The 25,551-nt window shown below is 27.4% G+C and carries 20 protein-coding genes, 1 pseudogene and 1 riboswitch; of the genes and pseudogenes, 20 read left to right on the forward strand and 1 reads right to left on the reverse strand.

Features of this window, described 5'->3' with window-relative positions; genetic code table 11:
* Window positions 1-56 precede the first annotated feature (56 nt).
* From EIH23_RS04895 to EIH23_RS04920, 6 genes are all read left to right on the forward strand, one after another.
* Window positions 57-4,481 (forward strand): NPCBM/NEW2 domain-containing protein, encoded by a 4,425-nt coding sequence (locus tag EIH23_RS04895; RefSeq protein WP_122639101.1) that lies wholly within the window; start codon window positions 57-59, stop codon window positions 4,479-4,481.
* Between the two features lie 93 nt (window positions 4,482-4,574).
* A riboswitch (cyclic di-GMP riboswitch) is annotated at window positions 4,575-4,659 on the forward strand.
* A gap of 130 nt (window positions 4,660-4,789) precedes the next feature.
* Complete coding sequence (locus EIH23_RS04900; protein ID WP_122639102.1) at window positions 4,790-9,673, forward strand: discoidin domain-containing protein; 4,884 nt, start codon at window positions 4,790-4,792, stop codon at window positions 9,671-9,673.
* A gap of 59 nt (window positions 9,674-9,732) precedes the next feature.
* Entirely contained in the window at window positions 9,733-11,001 is a 1,269-nt protein-coding gene (locus EIH23_RS04905) for an NPCBM/NEW2 domain-containing protein (protein WP_243113328.1), read from the forward strand.
* Between the two features lie 21 nt (window positions 11,002-11,022).
* Window positions 11,023-11,268, forward strand: a complete 246-nt coding sequence (locus EIH23_RS04910; protein WP_122639104.1) for a hypothetical protein — start codon at window positions 11,023-11,025, stop codon at window positions 11,266-11,268.
* Between the two features lie 231 nt (window positions 11,269-11,499).
* Entirely contained in the window at window positions 11,500-11,679 is a 180-nt protein-coding gene (locus EIH23_RS04915; protein ID WP_122639105.1) for a hypothetical protein, read from the forward strand.
* Window positions 11,680-11,747: 68 nt separating this feature from the next.
* On the forward strand, window positions 11,748-12,026 hold the full coding sequence (locus EIH23_RS04920) for a DUF4300 family protein (RefSeq protein WP_279265823.1): 279 nt from the start codon (window positions 11,748-11,750) through the stop codon (window positions 12,024-12,026).
* A 55-nt stretch (window positions 12,027-12,081) separates the two neighbouring features.
* On the opposite strand, the gene EIH23_RS04925 is transcribed toward EIH23_RS04920, so the two are convergent.
* Window positions 12,082-12,711, reverse strand: coding sequence for a GNAT family N-acetyltransferase (locus EIH23_RS04925; protein WP_122639107.1), 630 nt, complete (start codon window positions 12,709-12,711; stop codon window positions 12,082-12,084).
* Window positions 12,712-12,834: 123 nt separating this feature from the next.
* On the opposite strand from EIH23_RS04925, the gene EIH23_RS04930 reads away from it, so the two are divergent.
* The 14 genes and pseudogenes from EIH23_RS04930 to EIH23_RS05000 all read left to right on the forward strand — a co-directional run bounded on the left by EIH23_RS04930 (window position 12,835) and on the right by EIH23_RS05000 (window position 25,451).
* Complete coding sequence (locus EIH23_RS04930) at window positions 12,835-13,659, forward strand: MerR family transcriptional regulator (RefSeq protein WP_122639108.1); 825 nt, start codon at window positions 12,835-12,837, stop codon at window positions 13,657-13,659.
* 195 nt (window positions 13,660-13,854) lie between these two features.
* Window positions 13,855-14,769 carry a gamma-glutamylcyclotransferase family protein gene (locus tag EIH23_RS04935; RefSeq protein ID WP_164488990.1) on the forward strand — a complete coding sequence of 305 codons (915 nt, stop codon included), beginning with the start codon at window positions 13,855-13,857 and terminating at the stop codon, window positions 14,767-14,769.
* 260 nt (window positions 14,770-15,029) lie between these two features.
* Window positions 15,030-15,440: a hypothetical protein gene (locus tag EIH23_RS04940; RefSeq protein ID WP_122639110.1), complete on the forward strand. Its 411-nt coding sequence runs from the start codon at window positions 15,030-15,032 to the stop codon at window positions 15,438-15,440.
* 202 nt (window positions 15,441-15,642) lie between these two features.
* On the forward strand, window positions 15,643-15,885 hold the full coding sequence (locus EIH23_RS04945; RefSeq protein ID WP_122639111.1) for a hypothetical protein: 243 nt from the start codon (window positions 15,643-15,645) through the stop codon (window positions 15,883-15,885).
* A gap of 245 nt (window positions 15,886-16,130) precedes the next feature.
* A pseudogene (locus EIH23_RS04950) lies at window positions 16,131-16,988 on the forward strand (sensor histidine kinase).
* A gap of 432 nt (window positions 16,989-17,420) precedes the next feature.
* Window positions 17,421-19,661, forward strand: a complete 2,241-nt coding sequence (locus tag EIH23_RS04960; protein ID WP_122639114.1) for a BspA family leucine-rich repeat surface protein — start codon at window positions 17,421-17,423, stop codon at window positions 19,659-19,661.
* A 267-nt stretch (window positions 19,662-19,928) separates the two neighbouring features.
* The gene (locus EIH23_RS04965; RefSeq protein WP_122639115.1) at window positions 19,929-20,228 is read left to right on the forward strand and encodes a hypothetical protein; all 300 of its coding nucleotides are present in this window, start codon (window positions 19,929-19,931) and stop codon (window positions 20,226-20,228) included.
* Between the two features lie 47 nt (window positions 20,229-20,275).
* Window positions 20,276-20,389 (forward strand): winged helix-turn-helix transcriptional regulator, encoded by a 114-nt coding sequence (locus tag EIH23_RS17080; RefSeq protein ID WP_334294985.1) that lies wholly within the window; start codon window positions 20,276-20,278, stop codon window positions 20,387-20,389.
* 113 nt (window positions 20,390-20,502) lie between these two features.
* Window positions 20,503-21,546 carry a PTS sugar transporter subunit IIC gene (locus EIH23_RS04975; RefSeq protein ID WP_122639116.1) on the forward strand — a complete coding sequence of 348 codons (1,044 nt, stop codon included), beginning with the start codon at window positions 20,503-20,505 and terminating at the stop codon, window positions 21,544-21,546.
* A gap of 264 nt (window positions 21,547-21,810) precedes the next feature.
* Window positions 21,811-22,437: a hypothetical protein gene (locus EIH23_RS04980; protein WP_122639117.1), complete on the forward strand. Its 627-nt coding sequence runs from the start codon at window positions 21,811-21,813 to the stop codon at window positions 22,435-22,437.
* Window positions 22,430-23,194 (forward strand): ABC transporter permease, encoded by a 765-nt coding sequence (locus tag EIH23_RS04985; RefSeq protein WP_122639118.1) that lies wholly within the window; start codon window positions 22,430-22,432, stop codon window positions 23,192-23,194. The genes EIH23_RS04980 and EIH23_RS04985 overlap by 8 nt, the downstream gene beginning before the upstream one ends.
* Window positions 23,181-23,894 (forward strand): ABC transporter ATP-binding protein, encoded by a 714-nt coding sequence (locus EIH23_RS04990; RefSeq protein WP_122639119.1) that lies wholly within the window; start codon window positions 23,181-23,183, stop codon window positions 23,892-23,894. Before EIH23_RS04985 ends, EIH23_RS04990 begins: the two co-directional genes overlap by 14 nt.
* 32 nt (window positions 23,895-23,926) lie before the next feature.
* Window positions 23,927-24,895, forward strand: a complete 969-nt coding sequence (locus EIH23_RS04995; protein WP_122639120.1) for an ABC transporter substrate-binding protein — start codon at window positions 23,927-23,929, stop codon at window positions 24,893-24,895.
* A gap of 13 nt (window positions 24,896-24,908) precedes the next feature.
* Window positions 24,909-25,451 carry a hypothetical protein gene (locus EIH23_RS05000; protein WP_122639121.1) on the forward strand — a complete coding sequence of 181 codons (543 nt, stop codon included), beginning with the start codon at window positions 24,909-24,911 and terminating at the stop codon, window positions 25,449-25,451.
* The last annotated feature ends 100 nt before the right edge of the window (window positions 25,452-25,551 follow it).

Here is a 25,551-nt window from a genome sequence, read left to right on the forward strand (position 1 = left end):
ACTTTTTTATTCTAACGTAATGTACTTCTGAGGGAAAATTATTCAGGAGGAGAAATATGCACAAAAGAAAAATAGCAGCATTAACTATGGCAGCAATCATTTCAAACTTTTCAGTAAGAACTGTAGGTGTTTTAGCACATGAATTGGGGGATAATAAGTTAGTCCCAAATATATCAGATCAAAATAATCAAGATATACAATCAAATCAAGCTAAAGTAAGTAAGTTTAACTTACTTAATAGTAGTTATTTAGAAGAATATAATAAATTTTTTAAATTAGACAACTCTAAGATAAATTCAATAACTAATAATGGTGGAAACTATGAATCATCAGTAATATCTAAAGCTATAGATGGAGATTTTAGTACCCACTGGGAGACCGGTAATTTTAATAGTTCAAGTTTTGAAAATGAGGTAATACTTACACTAGATGAAGTTACAAGTTTAAATAGAATAGTATATGGAGCAAGACAGGATTCAGCTAAGGGGAAAGGTTTTGCTCAAGAGTTTGAAATATATTCTTCACTTACAGATGATGGTGATGATTTCACTTTAGTAAGTCATGGAAAGTATTCAGGATCTACTTCAGATATAGTTGAAATAAAATTTAATGAGGAGAAATTTAAAAGAATAAAATTTAAATTCAAAAAAGCTAACCAAGACTGGGCATCTGCTTCGGAATTTATGTTTTATAGAGAAGACTCATTATCAGATGTTATAAGTAACATGTTTACAGATGGTACAATGTCTGAATTAAAAGATGAATATAACAATATAGATGTAATAAATAATTTAGAAAAAGAGGTTAATAATCATCCTCTAAAAGATGAATTAATACATGATATAGATTTAGCAAAAGAAGTTTTACAAGGTGATAAAGACTATTCAGATAGAATTTTTACACTTACACAATATGGTAATACACATGCAAAAGCAAAAAATAATTTACAAATGTCTACTTTCGGTACAGACTTACAATCAACTGGTATAATAGCAAAACCAGGAGAAGAGTTTACAATATATGTTGAATCAGAAGAAGGATCACCATTACCATCAATTGCATTTACTCAACATGAAGGTTTCTACTCAAACTGGATAAGACAGTATCAATTAAAGCAAGGTAAAAATGTTATAACAGTACCAGAAATTTATAGTGATTCATGGAGTAATAAAACTGTAAAAGGTGGAGCAGTATACTTAGTGAATAAGTACACAAAAGAACAACAAGCAAAAGCTCCAGTGGTTCGTATTGAAGGTGGCGAAACTTTCCCATTATATAACTTAGGAGATGACAAAGAAGCATTCATAAAAGAATTAAAAGAATATAATGAAAAATTAGAAAAAGATCCTGAAAATACAGTAGATGTATTTGAATTTAACAGTACCAGATTGCTATACACAGGAACTGCATCAGCTGCATATAAGGTATATGTAGAAGAAGGTGTAGATATTGGTGAAAGTGTGGATAATCTAAATAGTCAAATTCAAGATGCATTTGAATTTTCTGGGTTAAAAGATGATGAAACAGATCCAACTAACGACTCTACAAATGTTAGAACAACCATAAGATTGATGCAACCTTATGGTTTAGCATATGCTTATGTTGACCATATTGGTATACAGAGAGGTTATGAACAATCGATGTTAAGAACTGATAGAGACAGTTTAAATTCTGTTTTATGGGCTACAGTACATGAAGCTGGTCACCAAATGGATATTAGTGCTAGGGAATGGCCTGAGGTTACAAATAACATGTGGGCAAATAGTGCTCATATAAAAAATGGAATGGGAGATAGGGTTTCTTACAGTGATTTATATAAATACCTAGCCCCAGAAGACTCATTAAAAGGATTTGATGATTTTGACTATTTCCAAAAATTAGGTATGTTTTGGCAATTACAATTAAAGAAAGATACTTATTGGGCAGAGTTAGAAACTTTATATAGAGAAAGAAAACCTAGACCAAGAAATGAACAAGAAAAGAAGGACATACTTGCAACTTATTCTTCAGAAGTTCTAGGTATTAACCTAACTTACTACTTTGAAAAATATGGATTTACGTTATCTGATAAGTGTAAGGAAAGTTTAAAACAACTACCAGAGTCAAAGGATAAAATATGGTACTTAAATAGTACTGTTATGGATTATGAAGGAAGTGGATTTGATGGTATTGATACAGGTTTAGATGTATCATTATTAAAATTAACTTCTGGAACAAAACTAAGCATGAGTATAAATGAAAATACGAAAGATGATTTACTTGGTTATGAAATACTAAGAAATGGAAAGGTAATCGCATTTACTACAAGAAGTACTTACATAGATAAAGATTCAACAGATGACAATAGCGAATATGAAGTAGTTCCTTATGCAAAAGATTTAACAATAGGAAACAAAGTTCAAATAAATTCATTAAAGCCAAGCATAAGTATTCAACAAGAGAAAGTAACTTTAAAAAGAGGAGAGAAATTTAACCCAAAAGATTATGTTAAAGGTTTTACCTATTTAGGTGAGGACATAACATCAAAATTAAAAGTTGAAAGCAATGTAAATACTGATAAAAACGGAGCTTATCAAGTTAAATACACATTAACCAATGAAGAAGTAACTGTGGAGAAAAGTTTAAAAGTAGAAGTAGTAAGTGACTATGATTACTTATCAGATTTTAAGTGGACATCTGTAAATACTGAGTGGGGAACTCCAAGAAGAAACAGTAACATACAAGGAATGGTACATGGTGAGGTAACAACATTTAAAAATGGTATCGGAATACATGCAAATGGAAAGATAACTTATGATTTATCTGATAAGGAATATGACAACTTTGAAGCATTAATTGGTGTAGACACAGCTATAGGAGAAAATAATAATTCAAGTGTAACTTTTAAAGTTGTAGCAGATGGAAAAACTGTAGCAACAACAAATATTATGAGTTACTATGATAACTTAGCTTATATAAATATTCCAGTTTCTGGAGTGAAGGAATTAGTAATAGAAGTACATGATGGTGGTAATGGAAATACGAGTGATCACTGTATAATAGTTAATCCTAAACTAACAACAAGCAATGGTAAGCCAAAATTCAAAGGTGACGAGAGTGTAGCATTTAATATAAATGAAGAAATTGATTTAATTAAAGGAATAAGTGTTACAGATGGTGAAGATGGTGATTTAACTTCTAAAATAGAAGTAGAATCAGATTATATTAAAGGAAATACAGGTATATTTAACGTAACTTGTTCTGTAAAAGATAGTGATGGAAACAAAGCCCAATTTACAAGAACAGTAGTAGTTACAGATAAAGAAACTTATTTATCTGATTTAAATTGGAAATCTGCAACAATAGGTTCAGGTTACATAGGAAAAGATAAATCAGTAAGACAAGAACCTATAAAACTTTTAAATGAAGATGGATACGTTGAAGTTTTTAAAAAGGGTATAGGAACTCACGCTTACTCAGAAATAGTTTACGATTCAACAGGTTACGATATATTCGATGCTTGGGTTGGACTTGATCAATTTGTAGCAGGTCAACAAGCATCAAGTGTTATATTTAAGGTGTACGTAGATGGGGTTTTAAAGGCAGAAACACCTATTATGAAATCAAATACACCAAAACAGCACTTAATTGTTGATGTTAGAAATTCTAGCGAAATCAAACTAGTAGTAGATGTAGCTGATAGCGGAGACACTTGGGATCATGCCGACTGGGCAGATGCTAAATTTAGAAATTTTTCTGAATTTGATTTAAGCAAATTAGAAGAAGTTTTAGAAGAAGCTAGGGCCTTGGATTTAGGGAATTACACTGAAGAATCTGCAAAAAATATAAAAAATGCTATAGAAAATGGTGAAAAAACTTTAAGTTCTAACAATCAAACTAAAATAGATACAGCAGTAGAGGAGATAAGAAAAGCAATCAATTCTGCGGTAGAAATAGACTTAAGTCAAATAATACAAATAAAAGATAAAAATCTTAAATTAAGTATACAACAAGAACTTGGTCTACAAGGTGAAGTAAGATTAGGTGATATGAGGGAGCTTGTTTCACTAACAGTTAAAAATGTTCAAAGTTTAGAAGGTTTACAATACGCTGTGAATCTAGAATCACTAAACATAGAAAATAACAAAATAAAAGATTTATCACCATTAAAAGACCTTAAAAATTTGACAAACCTAAAGGCACACCCTCAAATAATAACAGAGGATTGGGTTTTGGCAAAAGATAAAAAAGTCACTGTAGACTACGACGTTTTAAACAGAAATGGTGAAAAATTAACTCTAACGTCTATAATCATAAAAGATAATAGAACATGGGACTTAACAACTTTAAACGTAGAAGAATGCGTAGATGAAAATGGAAAAATATCATTTGACACAACAGATTTTTATTCGGGGATACATACTGTTTATATGACATACGAAGATAAAGTCGATAATTATATAACACAGATTACATTTGTTCTTGATACTAGGGAAAGATAGTTGTTATAAAATGAATTGAATTATTTATAATTTTAGTGTAAATAATATAACAGTAATTGACATAATATAAAAAATAATGGTAAAATACTGAATAAATTTAATAGGTAAACCTAAGGAAACTTAGTGACACAAAGCTATAGGGACTAAGGTTTTTTAACTATGTCAGCCAGTTGCCAAAGAGTACATTATACTTTTTGTTTTAAGCTTAGTATGAAATTATTAGGTCTATTTCAAGTTACTCTTTATGAGTAACTTTTTTTATGCCTAAATAATGTACTTCTGAGGGAGAATTATTCAGGAGGATAAATATGCACAAAAGAAAAATAGCAGCGTTAACTATGGCAGCAATCATTACAAACTTTTCAGCAAGCACTATAGGTGTTTTAGCACATGAATTGAGGGACAATAACGTAGTCCCAAATATATCAGATAAAAATAATCAAGATATACAATCAAATCAAGCTAAAGTAAGTAAATTTAATTTACTTAATAGCAGTTATTTAGAAGAATATAATAAATCTTTTAAATTAGATAACTCAAAAATAATTTCAATAACTAATAACGGAGGAAATTACCCATCATCAGTAATAACTAAAGCTATAGATGAAGACTTCAGTACCCACTGGGAGACTAATAAGGTTAATAGTTCAAGTTTTGAAAATGAGGTAATAATTACACTAGATGAAATTACAAGTTTAAACAGAATAGTATATGGAGCAAGACAAGATTCAGCTAAGGGAAAAGGATTTGCTCAAGAATTTGAAATATATTCTTCACTTACAGATGATGGTGATGATTTTACTGTAGTAAGTCATGGAAAGTATTCAGGATCTACTTCAGATATAGTTGAAATAAAGTTTGATAAAGCAGAGTTTAAAAGAATAAAGTTTAAGTTTAAAAAAGCTAATCAAAATTGGGCATCAGCTTCAGAATTTATGCTATATAAAGAAGATGAGTTAGCTGATAAGATAAATAGATTATTTGCAGATAGCACTATGAGTGTTGTAAGTGATGAGTTTAATACTATTGAAAAAATAGAAGCTTTAGAAAATGAAATAAAAAATCATGTTCTTTATAATGAATTTAAAGAAGATATAGAAAATGCAAAGATATTACTTAAAGAAGAAAATAATATAGAAAGTCAAAATGCTCAAATTCAAAAATTTGAAAAAGTTAATGGAAAATATGAGGAAATCTATAACAAAGCATTTAAAGTAGATAATTCAGAAATAGAAAAAATAAGCAGTAATGATGGGTCTAGCAGTGAAGCTTTAATGAAAGCTTTTGATAATGATACTAAAACATACTGGGCATCTAGAAAAAATAATAGTGATGATTTTAAAAATGAAATAGTAGTACAGTTAAAAGAAGCTACAGTTTTAGATAGGTTAATATATGGTGGAACTCCATCGTGGCAAAAAGGTTATGCAGAAGAATTTGAGATATATGCATCAAACACTACTAAAGGTGATACCTTTAAATTAGTAGCTACAGGAGAGCAAGCAGCAAGCCATGATATAAAAGAAATAACTTTTGAACCAACTGAATTTAAAAGAATAAAGTTTGTATTTAAAAAAGGAAATTTAAATCAAGCAGCCTGCTCTGTATTTTGGTTATATAAAGAAGACTCATTACCAAGTATTATAAATAATATATTTACAGATGGTACAATGGTTAAGTTAAAAGATGAATATAACAATATAGATGTAATAAATGATTTAGAAAAAGAAGTTAATAATCATCCTTTAAAAGATCAACTAATATATGCTATAGACTTAGCTAAGGAAATTCTACAAGGTGATAAAGATTATTCAGATAGTACTTTTACAGTAATGCAAAATGGTGATACACACTTAAAAGCTACAAATAACTTACTTATGTCAAGTTTTGGAAATGACTTTCAATCAACTGGGATAGTAGCAAAACCAGGAGAAGTATTTAATATATTTGTTGAAGCAGAAGATGGCAAACCACTACCATCAATAGTATTTTCACAACAGGAAGGTCACTATGGCAATTGGAGAAGAAACTATCAATTAAAGAAAGGTATGAACACAATAGTAGTACCAGAAATTTATAGTGATAGTTGGTCTCAAAAAAGTGCTAAAGGTGGAGCTGTATACTTAGTAAATAAATATACAGAAGAACAACAAGGAAAGGCACCAGTAGTTCGTATAGATGGAGGAGAAAAATTCCCACTATTTAATACTGGTGATAACCAAGAAGAATTTTTAAAAGAGTTAAAAGAATATAAGAAAAAATTAGATGAAAATCCAGATACAACTGTAGATATATTTGAGTTTAATACAAAAAGATTGATGCTTACAGGAACTGCAAAAGCAGCGTACCAAGTATATGTAAATGAAGGAATTGATATTGAAGAAAGTATTGCTACTTGGGATAGTCAATTAGAAGAAGCCATTGCATTTGCAGGATTAAAAGATGACGAAAGTGACCTTACAAATGATTCTACTAATATTAGAGGAACAATAAGATTAATGCAACCTTATGGAGCAGCTTATGCAGCAGGGGATCATGTAGGTATTCAAAGACATATACAAGAAATAATACTAAGGCCAGATAAAAGTAGTATGAATAGTATTATATGGGGAACTATTCATGAGTTTGGCCATCAAATGGATATAAAGCCTAGAACTTGGGGAGAAGTAACTAATAATATGTGGGCAAACTATGCATCAATAAATAATGGTAAGGGAGATAGAGTTCCTTATAACAATATATATAGTATGCTAGCACCGAAAGAATCTACAAAAGGATTTGAAGACTTTAATCTTGATCAAAAACTAGGAATGTTTTGGCAGTTACAAATAAAGAAAGATACTTATTGGCAAGAATTAGAAGCTATGTATAGAGAAAGAAGACCTAATCCAAAGGATTATCAAGAAAAGAAAGATATACTTGCAACTTATTCATCAGAGGTTATAGGTATGAATTTAACACACTACTTTGAAAAGTATGGATTTACTTTATCAGAAGAATGTAAAAATAATTTAAAAAGATTCCCTAAATCAAATGAGAAAATATGGTATCTAAACACTAATGCAATGAAATATACAGGTAATGGATTTGTAATTAGTGACACTGATTTAGAAGTTTCATTATCTAAATTAGATTCTGGTATAAAACTAAGTATGAATATAAATGAAAACATGAAAGACGATTTACTTGGTTATGAAATCCTAAGAAATGGAGAAGTAATAGGGTTTACCTCAAGTAATAGTTACATAGATACTAATGCAACTCATGAAGAGAATATTAAGTATGAAATAATTCCTTATGCACTTAATTTAACAACTGGAGATAAGGTTGAAGTAAACTCATTTACACCAAGCATAAGCATACAACAAGATGAATTCACTATAGGACTTAGAGAAGAATTTGAACCAATGGATTATGTTAAAGCACTTAATCATAATGGAGAAAATATAACATCTAAAGTTAAGGTTGAGCATAATGTAGATACTAATCAACAAGGTATTTATGAAGTTAAGTACATAATAACTGATGAAGGAATAACTACAGAAAAAGTACTAAAGGTTGAAGTAGTAAGTAAATACGATTACTTATCAGATAGTGAATGGAAAGCTGTTGAAACTCAATATGGTAGCCCAAGAAGAAATAAAGATATAAAAGGTAGAATAAATGGAGATATTAAAACATTTGAAAAAGGTTTTGGAATACATGCAAATGGTAAGATAACTTATGATTTATCAGGTAAAGATTATGATAATTTTGAAGCTTTACTTGGAGTTGATATGAACATATCTGCTCAAGATAAATCAAGTATAACGTTTAAAGTTATTGGAGATGGAAAAACTCTAGCAACTACAAATGTTTTAAAGCATGCTAATAATATGGTAAGTATAAATGTCCCAGTTAAAGGTGTAGAAGAATTAGTTATAGAAGTTCATGATGGTGGAAATAGAAATACATCTGATCACGCTGTAATAGCTAATCCTAAATTAACTACAAATAATACAAAACCGAATATAGATGTTAAGGATAAGACTTATCTTTTAGGTGAAAATGTAGATATAATGGAAGCTATAACTGCAGAAGATACAGAAGATGGAGACTTAACTTCTAAAATAGAGGTAGTTTCTAACACTTATGAAGACGGAAAAACGGGTAGATTTGAAGTTTTATATAGAGTTACAGATAGTGATAATAACGTAACTGAAAGAAAAGCATTTATAACTATATATGAAAACTTTACAGTTAATAAAACTAAATATGGTTCTTTTGATAATCTATCTGAATACAACAAAGAGTTTAAATTACCTATAGTATCTGCAAAAAATAATGCAGGTAACTATGGCTCAAGTGTAATAGGTTACGCAATAGATGAAAATATTAATACTCACTGGGAAACTAATAGTCCGAACAGTAGCTCATTTGAAAATGAAGTTATATTTGATTTAGGTGAAAATGTAGATATAGACAAGATGACCTATGCTTCTAGAAGAGGTGGTAAAGGATTTGCACGTAATTTTGAAATATATGTTTCAAGCAAATCAGAGGGAGATGACTTTATACTAGCAGGTAAAGGGGCATATGATGGAAGTGTAAATGATGTTATAGAGTTCAAATTATCTAAATTTGATGTGAGAAGAGTTAAGTTTAAATTTATAAATGCTCACCAAAATTGGGCTTCAATAGGTGAAGTAGCATTTTATAAAGAAGATGTTTTATCTGATAAAATAAATAATGATTTATTTATAGATGCTAATAAAACTGAAGTAAATGAAGAATACAATACTTTAGAAAAATTAGAAGTTTTAAGAGAAGATATTAAAAATCATCCAGCATTTAGCTTATTTGAAGATGATTTAAATAAAGCAAAAGAAATAATAATAGCAAAATTCCCGACTTTAAATGTTGAAGAAAATACTTTTGTTAAATTAAATAGTGAATTTGATTTGATGAGTAATGTAGTTGCTAATGACCAAGAAGATGGAAATATAATTTCAAATGTTAAGATTAATACTAATGAATTTACTACAAGTAAAGCTGGAGAATACGCTTTAACTTATACTGTTACTGATAGTGACGGAAACTCTACATCAAAAGAGAGAAAAGTTGTAGTTTATAGTGAGAATAAATATTTATCTGATATGGATTGGGAAGTAGCAACATCTGGATGGAGAAGTGTAAACAAAGATAGTGCGTAGCTTCAACTAATAAAATAAAGCTTAATATAGATGGTACTATAAATGAATTTGATAAAGGTATAGGTGCTGCTACAAATGCAGAAATAGTTTATAATCTAGATGGGAATTACAGTTACTTTACAACTTATTTAGGAACAGATAAAAACTATAATGATAATAGAACAAGTATAATATTTAGGATATTTGCAGATGGTGAAGAAATTTATACTTCTGATGTAATAAGAAAAGATTCTAAAGCTGAATTTGTAAGTTTAGATATAACTGGGGTGAAAGAACTTAAGTTAGTAGCAGATGATGCTGGAGATGGAGGTCTTGGAGACTTTACTTCATGGGCAGATACTAAAGTTTACACTACAAACTCTAAACCACAGTTAACTATACCAAAATCAATATCTACTAAATTAGGAGAAGTAGTAGACTTAAATGAAAGTTATAGCGCAATTGACACAGAAGATGGAGACATAACTTCTAATATTGAGGTAAGAGGTAAAGTAAACTTTAATAAACCAGGTAAATACCCTATAATATACACTGTTACTGATAGTGATGGTAATAAAGTAAGTAAGACTAGAACTATAGCAGTAGTTAATATGGATGATAATAAATACTTAACTGATTATGAGTGGAATTCTACTCAAAATAGCTATAAATCTCCTAATAAAGATAAATCTATAAGTGGAAATACAATAAAGCTTACAGATGAAAATAATCAAGAAGTAGTTTATGAGAGAGGTATAGGTGCTCATTCAACTTCAACGATAATATATGATTTAAGTGATAAAGACTATGCATACTTTACATCATATGTAGGTGTGGATAGGGCTATGTTTGGAACTGTTGGTTGTGTAAGTTTTGAAGTTTATGTTGATGGTGAGAAGAAATTCGATAGTGGAGTCATGAATTCAAGAGAACCACAAAAGTATGTTGAAGTAGATATAAATGATGCTAAAGAGTTAAAGCTAGTAGTGACAGATGGAGGTAATGGACAAGGGTCAGACCATGCATCTTGGGCAGATGCTAAACTGCATTTTGCGAACGCTGAATCAAGCGTAGATTTAAGTGAAGTAGTAAGTATAGAAGATAAATATCTTAAATCAAGTATAAAGAAAGTACTTAATTTATCTAGTGATAATATAACAGTTGGTGATATGCAAAAAATTACTAGTTTAAATGTTCAAGGAGCTGAAAGCTTAAATGGACTACAGTATGCGAAAAATTTAGAATCATTAAATATAGAATATAATGAAATAAGTGATTTATCACCGCTTAAAGATCTTAAAAAATTAACAGATTTAAGAGCTAATCCTCAAATAATAACATTAGGATAAATAGATAAAAAGGATAATAGAGTGACAATAGACTATGATGTTTTAAATAGAAAAGGTGAAAAGTTATCACCAATAAGTTTGACGATAAGAAACAATCAAACATTAGAAGATATTACATTAGATTTATCACAGTGTGTAGATGAAAATGGCGTAATATCTTTTGATACTACAGACTTTGATTCTGTTATATATAGTGTGTATTTAGGATATGAAGATATTAATGATAACTATTTATCACAAGTATTATTTATGTTTAGTAATAAATGATTAACCTTTGCAATATCAAGTAAATGCTATATATATATGAAATATGAAAACAAAAATTGTATTCAAATTTAATCTGGATACAATTTTTTTGTTTTTGTGTCATTTACCTATAAAAGTATGTCGTTTACGAAGTATTTATAATTTTATAAAAAAGATATATTATCATTAAGATAAGAGGAGTACGATCAAAAATATTTATAAAAATAAATATTTTATTAAGGAGAGATAGTAATGATTAAAATAAAAGACAGCGATTTAATGATTATGAAGAGGATACTAGGAGATTTATATCCAGAAAATGGAAATACTGAAGAAGTAATTTTATTAAGTAAAGCTATTGATAAAATAATCCCATTAGTGAATTTAGCCAAAAAGATAGAGATAAATTTATTAAATTATATGCAGGTATAAAAGTAGAAAATACGCAAGATGTAAATAAGCTTTCAGAAGCTATAAATAAAGAATAGGAAAAAAGAAAAATATCATTTCTAGATAATGAAAATATATCAATGATAAATGTATTTTTACATTCACCAGAAGATAGTGAAGTATTTGTAGGGCATGCAGGTATCTTACTACAAATAAAAAATGAATTATTATTTATTGAAAAATATGCACCAACTTTACCATTCCAAGTTTCTAAATTTAAAAATAGATTAGAATTAAAAGGATATTTAATGGATAGACTTGATAATGATACATCTGGAAATGGTTCATCAAAGCCAATAATAATGGAGAATAATAATTTAATTAATTAGATTAAATAGCTACTAAGCAATAAGCTTAGTAGTTATTTTTTATATAATGATTTTATTAAAATTCATATCCATACAAAAATACATTTAATTTAGTATTCAGATAATCTAATGATACTTCCTTTTCATTTATTCTACTGAAGTTTTGGCTGTCATAAAATCCATAATTACATCTACTATCTGTAAATAGGTAGAAAGATTTTACATTCATACTTTTCATATAATCAGACAAATACTTAACTAAAGCTTTACCAATACCAAGTCCCCTAGATTCTTTTGATACTATAAATAGTTGAATACAACCTTGAAATTGACATTCTTTGTCTTTTAGAACTTCCTTATATGTATTTTGAATTTTTAAGAATTCTTTAATTAAAGTATGATTTGTTTTGTTATTCATTATTGATTTAATAGAACTAATGTCAAAATTAAAATTATTAACAGAATTAATTACACGGGTCTTATCATTCAGAGCACTACCTAAAATAAAACCAATTACTTTACCATTTTTTTGAGCGACCTTACAAAAAGAAGTATCTAAAATACATTCTTGAAGATACCCACTTAATACAATATTTAATAACGCTTCATCTTTAATAAAATCATAAAATCCAAAAGCTTCTCCAATTAATTCTTTGATAGTCTCGTAATCAGATTCTAATAAATCTCTGTATATTACTTTGTTCATATCAGTAAAAAGATCCTTTCATTTAATTTATATTTATACAACAATTATTGTATAATGATGATAATAATATCTACCCTTAGGGTAGAGTCAATAAAATTTAAAATTTAAGAGGAAATAATAAAAATGAAAAAAATATTTTCTATTGGAGAAGTTTCTAAAATTAAAGGCATAACAATAAAAGCTTTAAGATATTATCATAAAATGGGAATTTTAATTCCAAAGTACATTGATGAATATTCGGGATATAGACATTATTCTATAGATCAATTTGTATATATAGATATTATAAAAGGATGCAGATTATTGGGAATAAGTATAAAAGAACTTCAAGAAATTTTTCAACGATGTGATACAGATGAATTACTTGAATTTTTAGAAATAAAAAAACATGAAGCTAAAGAAAATATAAATAAGATGAACAAAGTAATTGAAAATATAGATACTCTAAAGACAAGTATAAAACTATCTAAAGAAATAGTATATAAAAATGAAATAGCAATTAAATATTTTGAAACACGTTATATAATAGTTCTACCCTGTAAGGAGGTAGGTAGTTTGAATGAATTACTTTATTATTCTGATTTAGATAAGTTAATTTTAGAAAAAAATATAAATGTATCTGTGCAAAGAGGGATTATATATAAAATAAATGATAATATAAGTCCAGAGTCTAAATATGTATTCAATATAATTGAAGAATATAAAGACATAAAAAATGATGAAAGCATAAAAATATTGCCAAAAGGAAGATACTTAACAATGGTTTATGATACAGAAAATAAGGAACAATGTATAAAAAAAATATCAGATTATATAAAGGAAAATAATATAAGAATTGATGATATTATAGAGTTTGATCTATATAATGATATTTTTAATACTAAAAATTATAATAGTCAAATTCAGATTTTTTTAGGCAACTATGAAGTAAATTACGAGGGATTATAGTAAGAGATAGAAATACATTTCTTATATATCAGGTAGTAATATTGACATATCAGGTATAATTTGTTATTTTATGAAATATATTATAGTAAAGCTATATTTAACTTAATATTTAGAAAAACAAAAATATATATATAGATCCTAAATATTTAAGGTAGCTGAACTTATACAGATAAAAATAAATTTGGAGGAATGATAATGAAAAAGATTTTATTAGGAACTTTATTATCAGCACTTATACTAACTTTAACTGGATGTAGTACTTCTAAAGATGAAACTGAAAATATTGATAAGGTATTTGTTTATGGCAGCTTAAGAAGTGACATGTTTAATTATGATGTTTATTTAGACGGCAAAGTTAAAGAAAACAAAAAAGCTACAGTTAAAGGGGAATTATTCCATTTAGATAATAAAGGATATCCAGCAGTAGTTCCAGGTGATAGAGAAGTAATAGGAGAGTTAATGTCATTTGAAGATTTTGAATCTACATTAAAGGAGTTAGATGAACTAGAAGCATATGTAGAAGGTGAAGAAAATGAAAATGAATATAATAGAAAAGTTATAGATGTAACACTTGAAGATGGAAGCATAGAAAAAGCATATTATTACGAGTATAATCCATCAGCAGATTATAATAAAGATGACAAATTAATAGAAGTTGAAGATGGTGACTGGAAATCATATATGGAAAATATAAAAGTTGAAAGAGTATTTGTATATGGAAGTTTAAGAAGTGATATGTTCAACTATAAAACTTATTTAGATGGTAAAGTTAAAGAAAGTATAAAAGGAACAATAAGTGGAGATTTATTCTATATAGAAAATAAAGGATATCCAGCAGTAGTTCCAGGTGATGGAGAAGTTGTTGGAGAATTAATGACATTTGAAGATTTTGAATCTGTATTAGATGAACTTGATGAGTTAGAAGCTTATGAAGAAGGTAAGGAAAGTGAAAATGAATATAACAGAAAAGTTGTAAATGTAAAGATTGCAGAAGGAACTGTTATAAAAGCGTATTACTATGAATATAATCCATTAGCAGATTATAATAAAGATGATAAATTAGTTCCGGTTAAAGATGGTGACTGGAAACAATATATAGAAAATAAATAAAAATAAAAGCTGTTACAGATATGATATTTATAACAGCTTTTTATATATTAAATTATACTAATATTTTGTTGGATAGATATCAGATAAAATCAAGTAATTTATGTATAAGGAAATAGATATAAAACTTTTCAAAAATCGATAAATGCTGAAAGATGTCATACGAAAATGTAAATCTTACTTATAAGATACTATAATATATCAAAAAAATTGATAAAACTATAAATTGGGGTACATACTGATAGGGAATTAAGGAGACAGATATGCATACATATATAAATCGAATTTATACTTTTATAACTATCTTATTTTTAATATTTATTAATGTAGAGAAAGCTTATTTATTAGAAAAAGATGATATATTATTTATTAGTTCATATAATCCAAATTTTATTAGTTTTAATGACCAAGTAAATGGAATTACTGATAGCATAGGGAAAGATATAAATCTTAAGATTGAATACATGGATTCTAAGATAGTAGGAAATGAAAATAATGAAAGAGATTTTTATAACTTACTAAAGTATAATATAAGCAATTATGAAAAATTTCAATCTATTATTGTAGGAGACGATGAAGCATTGGAATTTGCGGTTAGATACAGAGATGATATATTTAAAGGTATACCTATAGTATTTTTAGTAATAGAGAATATAAAGCTTATAGAAGAATAACTTAAATATGACTTAGTATCTGGTGTAAGAGAATCTGAATCTTTAGGTGCAAATATAGAACTAATTACTAAACTTCATAAAGATGTGAAAAATATATATTATAACAGAGGATTTAAGTGTTTTAGACAGGGCAACTATTCTAGAAGATGAGGAATATTATAGAAACATAGAATTAAGTATTAATACAATTGAAACTAATGATATGAGTATTGATGAATTTAAAGAAATATTATCTACTTTAAATAGTGAAGATGGAATTATAACTATTTATCCAAATAATTTTGAAAATGATTATTTGATAGGACATAAAGAAGTAACTAAACTAATTAAAGGATATACTAGCAATGTACCCATATATAGCACTCTAGGATATAATATCGGTAGTGGTAGTATAGGGGGAAAAGTCATTAATCATTATAAACAAGGTAAAAAGCTGGAGAAATAACAAAAGCAATATTAGAAGGCAAAAATGCAAATGAATTATATATATATATAATGATAATGCAAATGAGTATATATTTGATTATAAGACAATGAAAGAGTTTAAAATAAAAAAGAAGGACTACCTAAAGGTTCAATAATTATAAATGATCCGATGAATATATACTTAAAAATAAAGACGTACGTATCCCTATTTTGGTATTCACAACTGGATTAATTAGTATAATTATTACTTTGATATTTTACATTATGTATAAAATAAAATATGAAAAAGAGCTCTTAAGTGTTATAAATGAATCTAAAGAGGTTAATAGATTAAAATCATATTTTATATCCAATATAACTCATGAGCTAAGAACACCAATTACAGTTATAACATCTGTAATGCAACTTACAAAATCTAATAAATATAAAGATAACTTTATATTAAAAGAGGATAGTGCAAAGCTTATAGATGATAATTGTAATAGACTATTAAGATTGGTAAATAACATAATCGATATAGATAAATGTAAATCTGGAAACATAACTTTAAATCTAGATAAAGTAAATATAGTTGAACTTTCAGAAAGTGTTGTAACATTAATACTTCCATATATAAAAGCGAGAAATTTAGAAGTTATATTTGATACTACAGATGAAGAAATTATGATGAATATTGATTGTAATAAGATAGAAAGAGTATTACTTAATTTATTATCTAATGCAATTAAATTTTCAAAGAATGAAGGTATTATAAGCGTTAATTTGATAAAGATGAATGATATATTAAGGATTGTAGTAGAAGATAATGGTATAGGTATTGAAAATTGTAATTCACAGAAAATATTTGATAAATTTGTTCGACTGGATAATACTATGACTAGATAAAATGAAGGAAGTGGAATAGGTTTATCTATAGTTAAATCATTTGTAGACTTACATGATGGAAAGGTAAGTGTAGAGTCTAAATTAAATGAAGGTACTAAATTAAATGAAGGTACTAAATTTATAGTGGATTTACCTATTAATATAGATAATAGAGAATATAAAGAATATAATTCACATGAAATAGTTAATAAATCCTTTCTGATATATATATTTAATATATTAAATTTTAGAAACTAAAGTTATAATTTTAGAGATAGTTGTAAAATTTATTATAGTGAATATGTAATTAAATCAATAGAAATATATACATAGTTAAGGTAGGTATAGCAGAAAATGCTAAACCTACCTTATTTTATTTAAAAAGATAAGTATAAAGTAGGATTATAATTTAAATTTGAAAAATTATAGAATTATAAAATTTATAATAAATTAAAATACAATTTAATTAATTCAAATAATTATAATTAATACAAAATTTTACTAATTACAACAAAAATATTACCATTAACATGCAATATAAGGAAAAAAAGTAAGAATATGATAGGATTTACAAAATAAAATATTTTAATACTAAGCTATTTTAACAATAGAAAATAAAACACAAATTATAGCTGGTATAAAGTAAAAATGTAAAATATAGAAGTTTATTATTTTTGTAGGAAAACTTATATGAGAAACGTAAATGGTAAGAAAACACATCAATTAAAAAATGTTGGAACTGCTACTGCATTAACAATTACTCTAGTTACATCTAATGTATCTACTTTAGCTTACGCAATTGAATTAGACTCAGATATCAATGAAGAAGTAGTTAAAGAATATATAGAAGAAGTCATTGAAGTAGAAGATAATGAGGAAATAAGTGATAAAGAAGAAGTGATTAGCAAAGATAAATTAGGCACTGAGGAAATATCTGTTGAAAATGAAGATATTCAAGAGCAAATATTTACTAAAGAAATGAGTAAATCAATAACTTTGGAAGAATTAGAAAAAGATTGGGAAATCAAAATATATTCTAGTGACCCAAGTATTGTATTCTTAGAACAATATATTGGTACAAATAAAGATATTGTCATACCAGCCGAAGTTGGAGGTAAAAAGGTTAAGTTAAGAGGTGAAAAATGTTTTTCAGATCCAAATAAAAAATCTATAATAACTAGTATAACATTTGAAGAATCAGATAATGGTGAGAAGGTACAAACACCTGTTTCATTAAAAGGTATATTTAAAGATTGTATAGCGCTTACAAGTATAGACCTAAGTGGGCTAGAGACAAATAATGTAACCAGTATGGAAATGATGTTTAGTGGATGTACTTCATTAAAAAGTGTGAACTTAGGAGTCTTAGATACTTCCAATGTAAATAATATGTCAAATATATTTAGTGGATGTAATAATTTAGAAAGTATAGACTTAAGCGGAGCAGATCTTTCAAGTGTAGAAAATATATCAAACACATTCAGTGAATGTAATAATTTAGAAAGTGTAGATTTAAGTGGAGCAGATCTTTCAAGTGTAGGAAATATATCAAATACATTCAGCGGATGTAATACTTTAAAAAGTGTAGATTTAAGTGGATTAAAAATTTCATCTAAAGTAACAAGCATATCGAGTATGTTTAGTGGATTAAATAATTTAGAAAGTGTAAAATTAAATGGACTACAGATACCAAATGTAACTAATATGTATAATATGTTCAAGGACTGTACTTCATTAAAAAGTGTAGATTTAAGTGGAGTAGACACATCAAAAGTAACTAATATGACAGGTTTATTTATAGGATGTAGTGAATTAACAGATATAAAGTTTGGTGGTGAGTTTACAACAAAATCAGTAAGTCTTATGAATAATATGTTCAAAGATTGCGCTTCTTTAGAAAATATAGATTTAAGTAGTTTTGATACTTCAAATGTCGAAAATATGTCATATATGTTTAGCGACAGTTTATTAAAGAAAGTAGATTTAAGCAGTTTTGATATTTCAAATGTAAAAAATATGAAGGGAATGTTCCGTAATACAGAATATTTAAAAGAGATAGTACTTGGTAGTACATTTAAAACACTATCAGTAACAGATATGTCATTTATGTTTTGTAATAGTGGAGTAAATAATTTATATTTAAATGAATTTGACACATCCAAAGTAACAGACATGACAGCTATGTTTGCGAGTTTAGATAATATTACTATTTTAGATTTATCTAGTTTTAATTTAAATAATAATGTTAAAACAAATCATATGTTTGCAAAGCATATTAGTGTTGCTAGTAATAGTAATGATATTATTGAACATAATTTATCTGATTTTGAAAAAGAGTTATTAGTTATTACTAAAGATAGGAGATTAAGAGAATACGATTATACAGCAGATGCTTGTTTACCAGTAGGTCCAACATTAAATGCGAATGGTGGAGTATTTGAAAATGGTGAAAAAACTTGTTCACTTTTTAATACAAATGTATTAGGAAGTATCAATGAAGCTGATATAGACAAAGAAATAGAAAATAGTTTACTAATAGTAAAAAATCCTACAAGATATGGGTACAAATTTGTATCTTGGGAAGTTGAACAAACAATAACAAGAGATAAAGCTTCTATTTTAGATAAATTAAATACAACTTATTATGCTAAATGGGAAGCTATACCAGTTACATTACCAGATGATGTACCAGTTGATACTACAGATACACCAGTTACATTACCAGATGATGTACCAGTTGACGATAAATACCAAGAAAGTAATAATGATAATAATGCAACTGAGAAACCAGAGAGTGGAAACAGTTTAAATGGATCAAATTCTGTAAGTAATGATAATCCACAAACAGGAGATGCAGGTGTCTTAGGGGGAATTGGATTAGGATTAACATCTATATTAGGTATATTTATAAACAATAGGAAGAAAAATTAATAAAGTTGTATATAAATTTTAAATCATGAATAGAATTTTATAAATTTAGATGTATTATCAAAATAAAAACTCATATCTATAATTAGATATGAGTTTTCTACTTTATAAATAATTCATATTAGGCACAAATAGGTTATTAAATTAATATTTACATATAATATAAATTTAATAACTCATAAACTAGTTACAAAAAAGTACCTAATTGAGGCTTTAACTTAATCTTGTTATAGTAAATACATAATTAAAAATAAGGTAGGTATACATAATATGAATAATAAATTAACTTATAAAATAAAAGAAGTGCTTACTAAGAATGAGTATACGGATATAATAATAAAACATAAATTAGAAGATACTGAATTAAAACTAAGCGATTCTAAGGTAAGATTTAGATATGAGCCAAAAGAAGATAAGGCTTATTTAAGTTTTGGAAATGAAAATCAATATACAGTATGTGAAGTAGAAGATGGAAATATAAATGAAATAATTATAAATGATGAATTGTTAGTTATAGAAGCTGACGAAAAATATTATCATTGCTATCTTAATAAAGATAAAATATATTAGGTAAAAAATGGGTAGCTATAATAATATGGGAAATTAAAAATAATAAAATTAGATTCGGAGAATTACAAAGAGCTATAAATGGATGTACAAAAAAGATGTTAACTCAGCAATTAGACTTATTAATTAGGAATAATATCATAATAAATGATAAAAAAAGTTAAAATAAAAAATATAAAATTTATTAAACAAATTTTAAAAAGTGGACCTTATATGTCTTTTTTTGTCGTTATTATAGAGGAGTATTAATATTACTTACTATTTAGGAGGATTTTTTATGAAAGACATTTTAACGGGAACAGGATTACTGTTACTAGTATTAGCTTTATTTACTTTATTTAGTTATAAAGCACCAAAAGGTATGAAGGCAATGGGTGGTCTTGCAAACGCTGCCTGTGCAAGTTTCCTAGTTGAGGCTATTAACTACTCATTCTTTGGAGACATATTAAACTTAGATTTATTTTATAATACAGGTGCAGCCAACGGTTCTTTAGGTGGAGTTGCTGCGGGAATATTAGTACCGATATCAATGGGAGTTTCACCAGTGTATGCTGTATTAATAGGTTTAACATGCTTAAACTTCAAAATACTTCCAGGATTTATAGCTGGTTATTTAGTAGCATTTGTAGTTAAGTACTTAGAAGAAAAGGTACCAGCAGGTTTAGACTTAATAGTTATAATAGTTGTTGCAGCACCATTAGCATACTTAATAGGGGATGTAACAAGTCCTTTAGTTGATGGTACATTAGGAACTATAGGTTCAGTTTTAACATCTGCATCTAGTTCATCACCAATAATAATGGGAATTGTATTAGGTGGATTAATAACAGTTGTTGCTACAGCTCCTCTTTCTTCTATGGCTTTAACAGCTATGATAGGATTAAGTGGTGTGCCAATGGCAATAGGTGCATTATCAGTATTTGGATCTACTTTCATGAACTATGTATTCTTCTCAAAAATGAAGTTTGGTTCAAGAGAAGACAATATAGCAGTTGCTATAGAACCTTTAACACAAGCAGATATAATATCTGCAAACCCAATACCAATATATGTTACTAACTTTATAGGTGGAGCTGCATGTGGAGTTGTAGTTGCATTAATGGGATTAGTAAATAATTCACCAGGAACAGCTACTGCAATAGCAGGTCTTGCGGTATCATTTGCTTACAATCCACCAGTAAAGGTTGTAATAGCTGCTGTAGTATGTGCTGTATTATCAGCAATAGCAGGATTCATAGGATATAAAATATTTAAGAACTATAAAATAGTTACAGCTGCAGAAATAAGAGGAAATAAAGCTGTAGAAGAAAATGTAGCTTAGAATAATATTTTATATGAAAACGTATATTTAGACTATTTAATTATATAGGAAATATGCTCTATATCTGCTTTTATGTATAAATTATAATAAGAGCGATATAGGGCATATTTATATATAAAAATGATATTGATTATCTATATCAAATGCTATATAATATATTTTGAAATTCAAATTATAAGATTATCAATAGTATATAAGCTATTGATAATCTTATAATCAGTATCTATAAATAGAAATATAGACGATGAGAGAAGGGAGGCAGCTATGAAATATATTTTTATAAACCCAGTTGTAGACAATATGTATATAAAAGAAGAGCTAGATGAGTTATTACTTAACAATGGTTACTTAAGGATAGAAGTTGAAAATGATTGGCATAAGATTGTAAAAGAAAAGTATAATGAAGCTCTTAAATCAACAGAAAAGACACTTCTAGATAAAAGATGTCCTTTGGCTATAGATACTATTGATGAATATATAAATGAGAGTGATGTTTTTATTCCTCAAATTGATCCAATTCTAATACATTGTGGTATAGAAATCGCAAATAGAAGCGACTTAAAAGGAAAGAAGAAAGTAATTACTACGCCATGTGAAAGTTTAGCTTTATATGGAAACAAAAAGAATTTAGAAGATACAGTATTCGTAAGTTGGAAAGAATTTATAAAGAATTTAAATTTACATGAAATGATTAAAGTAAAACTACTTGATAAAAGTCCTATTCCTCCAGGTTACTTTAAGTCCTTAGAAGTAAAAGTAGGAAGTATTTCAGGAAAAGAAAATATAAAAGATTACTTTAAAAATAAGTTACATAAGGAAGATGACTTAGTTGAAATGCTTTATTGTACAAATGGATGCAATAATGGAGATGGAGTGTTAATAAATGAATAGCAGTAAAATTAAAAAAACATCAATTTCTGCCATAATCCTAATTGCAATATGGGCTATAGTTACTAAGATGGAATTTGTTAGTTCTTATATTTTACCTTCACCAGAAAAGGTATTAGATAGCCTAATTAAAATGATATTGTCTGGAGAAATTTTTGAAGATATTTATATAAGTTATATAAGAGTTTTAAAAGGATTTTTCATAGCAACTTTATTTGCATTTATATTAGCAATGGTGAGAGTTATTTTTCCAAAATACAATGATTACTATGAGAATATAGTTCAATTTTTAAAAAATGTACCACCATTAAGCTTGATATCCCTTTTAATCTTATGGTTTGGTATAGGTGAAACAACTAAGATAGGAATAATAGTTTTAACTTCATTTTTCCCAATATATTTAAATACAGTAAAGGGATTTATAAGTTGTGATAAAAAATTATTAGAAGTTGGTAAGGTTTACGGATATTCAAAGTCAAGAAGCTTTTTTAAGATAAGACTTCCATATGCTATGTCAGATATATTAGTTGGAATGAGGATAGGATTAGGATATAGTTGGAGGTCTATAATAAGTGCAGAAATGATTGCAGCATCATCAGGGCTTGGTCATATGATTTTATTTGCTCAGCAAATGTCTAGAACAGATAAGGTTATAGTCGGTATTTTAGTAATAGGTGTAGTTGGTTATATAACTGATAGATTATTTGCACTTATAATCGATAAAGCTTTGAAAGGATCAGATAAAAATGGATGGAATTAAATTAGTAAATGTAAGTAAAATTTATACTGTTGAAAAAGAAAGTATAAAGGTTTTAAATGAAATAAATTTAAATATACCAGCAAATAAGATAACAGTAATTCTAGGTCGAAGTGGATGTGGGAAGACTACATTACTTAGACTTGTATCAGGGCTTGAAGAATTTGACCAAGGAGAAATTCTAGGGTATAACTCAAAAAAGACAGCATATGTTTTTCAAGAAGATAGATTGATGCCATGGCTAGATGTAAAATCTAATGTAACATTTGGCATACATAATAAGAAAGTAGACCACAGTAGAGTTGATGAAATTATTGAAACTGTGGGACTTAAGAAATTCTATAGTGCATATCCCAGTCAATTATCAGGTGGAATGAAACAAAGGGTATCTATTGCAAGAGCATTTGCATATGACCCAGACCTTATAATGATGGACGAGCCTTTCTCAGCATTAGACTACTTTACAAGAGAACAAATGCAAAAGGAATTATTAAAAATTCATAACAGATTAAAATGTTCAATTTTATTTGTAACTCATAGTATCGATGAAGCTCTTATTCTTGGTGACAAAATTGTAGTATTAGAACAAGGAATTATTAAATCTCAATATAAAATTGATGAAAAAAGTAGTACAAGAGATTTATTAGATGATAAATTTGTCAATTTAAAAAAGCAAATAATTGATGACTTAAAAGTTATTTAATTAAAGAAACATAAACAGTGGAGGAGAAATTTATGAAATTAAGTAAATCAATAAAAAGGAAATTAACAGCAATATTTTCTGCAGGAATGATGATGACATCAATTGCTGGATGTTCAGCAACAAAAGAGTCTAGTTTAGATAAGCTAGTAATAACACATGTTACTTCACCGCTGAATGTACCGAGTATAATACAAAAGAATAAAAATATATTTGCAGATGAGTTTAGTGCAAATGGTAAAGATATAGCTATTGAGTATGCCGAAATAACATCAGGCTCAGACCAAACTCAAGCATTAGCTTCAGGAGATGTTGATATATTATATGCAGTTGGAGGAACTTCAGTAGTTTTAGCAGCAGCAAACGATGCTGATATAAAAATATTAAATATGTACAGTAGATCACCAGAAGCATTTTGTATGTATTCACTTGATGAAAGTATAAAATCAGCAGAAGATTTAAAAGGTAAAACGATAGCAGGACCAGTTGGAACTAACTTACATCAATTATTAATAGCATACCTTGAAGAAGCTGGAATGAGTATAGATGATGTTAATTATGTAAATATGGCTATACCTGATGCAAAGGCAGCCTTAGATGGAAAAAGTATTGATGTAGCATTACTTGCAGGACCTACTGCATATAAAGCAAAAGAACAGGGTTACAACTTAGTTACTAACGGAAAAGGATTAACAGATGCAGTAATAGCAGTGGCAGTTAGAGAAGATTTCTATAATGAACATAAAGAAGAAGTTGAACTATTCGTTAAAGGTCAAGAAAATATTATTAAATATATAAATGAAAACTACGATGAGACTATGGAAATAGTTGCTAATGAACTTGATTTAGATAAATCTGCAGTTGAAGAAATGTACAAGCAATATGATTTTAGTATAGAAATTACAGATGAAGACCGTAAGGCATTTCAAAATGTAGCTGACTTTATGTTTAAAACTGGAATGATAGAAGAAGAAGTTAATACAGATGAACTTTTTATAAAATAGTAGGTGAATACAAATGACACAAGAAAAGGTTATAGTAAAAGATAAAAATGATATTATAGAGATAACTTATGATGATATTTTAAAATATCATGGTAGAGAAATGATAGGTGGAGCAGCTTTAGCATTTAAAATAATGTTGATGACTTTTCCAAGACTTTGTAATGAAATACCACAAAGAGGCAGATTTAGTTTTTATAGCGGAATAGGAAAAAATGGAAGAGGTATAATAGATGCAACAGAAATGGTTATGCGTGTAAAAACACATAATAATTTAAGATTAGATCTTGCATATTCTGATGATAAGTTAGGTCAAGTTGCACCTGGTGGCGGTAGATATTATTTTGAGATAGGATATGATGATAAATTAGTTAAATTATATTTAAAAGAAGGAATAATACCAGAAGAATTTATAGCATATTCAAAGTTGTCACATAAATGTAAAGCAGAAAATATTTCTATGAAAGTAGAAGATCAAGAAAAACTTTTGTTATTAAGACAAGAATTGGCTAGCATTATAATAAAATCTAAACCAGAAGACCTATTTGTAATAATTTAAAATTAGAATAGATAGAAAGGTTGTAGTTGAAATTATCAATTACAACCTTTTTTTGTCTAACTTAGATTATAAAAATAAAACTAATACAATATTATTAGAG

It is taken from the genome of Romboutsia sp. Marseille-P6047 (assembly GCF_900604535.1).
Taxonomy (GTDB): domain Bacteria; phylum Bacillota; class Clostridia; order Peptostreptococcales; family Peptostreptococcaceae; genus Romboutsia_E.